Origin of the sequence: Streptomyces durbertensis (genome assembly GCF_014156695.1) — a bacterium.
Classification (GTDB): Bacteria; Actinomycetota; Actinomycetes; order Streptomycetales; family Streptomycetaceae; genus Streptomyces; species Streptomyces durbertensis.
The window spans coordinates 1-1,956 of sequence record NZ_WMLF01000671.1 but is presented as its reverse complement, the minus strand read 5'-3'; the positions used below and the strand labels follow the sequence as shown (position 1 = coordinate 1,956).

At 73.6% G+C, this 1,956-nt stretch carries 2 protein-coding genes; both read right to left on the bottom strand.

All coding sequences use genetic code 11. The annotated features are described in order from the left end of the window. Positions 1-270 precede the first annotated feature (270 nt). Positions 271-1,299 (bottom strand): SCO0930 family lipoprotein, encoded by a 1,029-nt coding sequence (locus GL263_RS25770; protein ID WP_182858146.1) that lies wholly within the window; start codon positions 1,297-1,299, stop codon positions 271-273. A gap of 263 nt (positions 1,300-1,562) precedes the next feature. Further along, positions 1,563-1,956: ferredoxin (locus GL263_RS25765; RefSeq protein WP_182858145.1), on the bottom strand; the 394-nt coding region annotated here is incomplete at its 5' end.

The window sequence follows — 1,956 nt, the reverse complement described above, 5'->3', positions numbered from 1 at the left end:
GACTGCGGCGGGTGGCCGTCGGCGGGGCGTCGGGCCCCTGCTGCTGGTACTGCCCGACATCTTCTGGGCTCCTCGCGAGGTGGGGGACGGGCGCCCACACCCGGGGGAGCGGGCGCACCGAGGGCGGTGAAACCCTCGGTCAGCCGTACCGGCACGCTAGAAGGACTAGACCAGTGCGTCAATGGTTCGGACCTGAACTTCCCCACCCGGCGGGCCCGAACGCCCGGACGGGGGCGGCCGCCCCGGCCGCCCCCGTCCGCTCACGGGCCGTCAGGGCTTGGCCGGAGCACCGCCGTTGGCCTTCTTGCCGTCCGGGGTGACCGCCCACCACACGCCGCCCACACCGTGACCGGTGGTGTCGCCGGCCTCCTTGTCACCGGTGAACCAGTACACCGGCCAGCAGTCGATCGCCAGCTGCCTGGTGCCGTCCGACCGCTTGAGCGTGGAGATCATCTTCGGGTCGACCCCCTTGAGCGCGGCCTTGTCCACCGGCTTCGCCGGCTTCCACGTCTCCAGGCACTCGCCCTCGCAGTTGGACTTCATCGGCCAGGCGGTGTCCTTGTCGAAACGGTACAACGTGCGGCCCTGGCCGTCGGCGACGATCGTCCCCAGCGCCGGGTCCTTCACCGCGGACAGCTGGGTCTGCTCGTCGCCGCTGTCGGGCGCACCGCCGGCCGGGGCCGAACCCGCGTCGTCCTCGCCCGCGCCCGGGGCGTCGTCGGAGGAGCCGCCGCTGTCCTGGACCGACGCCTTGCCGCCGTCGGCCGCCAGCACGTTCCAGTTGCCGCCGACGCCCTGGCCCTTGGTGTCGCCCGGCGCGGTGTCCTGCGCGTAGCGGTAGACGGGCCAGCCGCCGAGGGTCAGCTGCGCGGTGCCGTCGGCCCGCTTCACGCTGCCCAGCAGCTCGGGGTCCATGCCGCCGGCGGCCGCCGCGTCGTCGGCCGGCACGGGAGGCCATGCCTTGGCGCAGTCGCCCTCGCAGGTGGTGCGCGGCGGCTTCGCGGAGTCCTCCTCGAAGCGGTACAGCGTCCAACCGGCGCTGTCGGTGACGATCTCACCGAGCTTGTTGTCCTCGCGGAGTACCAGCGTGCCGGCCGGTCCGCTCCGACTGGGGGCGCCGGCCTGGTCGGCGCCGGCTCCCGCGCCGTAGCCGCCGGTGGCCAGATCAGGGGCCAGCGAGGAGCTCTCACCGGCCGGCGTGACGCCCTGGCCCTCGTCGGAGTTGCCGCCGCACGCGCTCGTCGCCGCGACGAGCGCGGCCACCACCGCCCCGACCCACACGGTCCGCCGGTTCCTCATGGCCTTCCCCTCCAGTTCCTGATGGTGTGCTCGACCGGCGTTCTCCGGCCGCTTTCCGTCTGCTTCACTTCCGACCGTCCGGCTTCGCCTGGGGCGCCGGCGGTCGTCCGTCGACAGGGGGTACGGCGGCCGCCCCGAACGCGTTCAGCAAGGACCCCCGGTCGGCGGGAATTGTCACCTCGTCACAAAACACCGGCGCCGCTCCCGCCGTGTGGCAGGAGCGGCGCCGGGTGATGGCAGCGGGTCGGCTCCGGTAGCTCTGATCAGCTCTGGAGGCGCAACGCCAGTGCCGGGCAGCGACGCACCGCGCGTAGAGCCTCGGCGCGCAGCTCCGGCGGCACCGCGGAGACCGCGCGCTGCGGGTAGCCGTCCTCGCCCAGCCGGATCACACCCGGGGCGGCGTCCGCGCACAGCCCGTGCCCCTGACACAGCGTCCAGTCGACGAGCAGCTTCTCGGCCGGCTCGGTCTCCCGCCCCGGCAGCGCCTTGGGGCTGCTCGCCGACGGCAGGGCCTTGACCTCGGGGGGAGCCTCCTTCGACACCGGCAGCACACCGGTCACCGGAAGGCCGCAGTCGGTGCCCAGCGCGTGCGCGGAGAAGTGCGCCGAGAACACCTCGAGCGCCGTCTTCACAAAACGGATCGTGCCGTCCGGATGC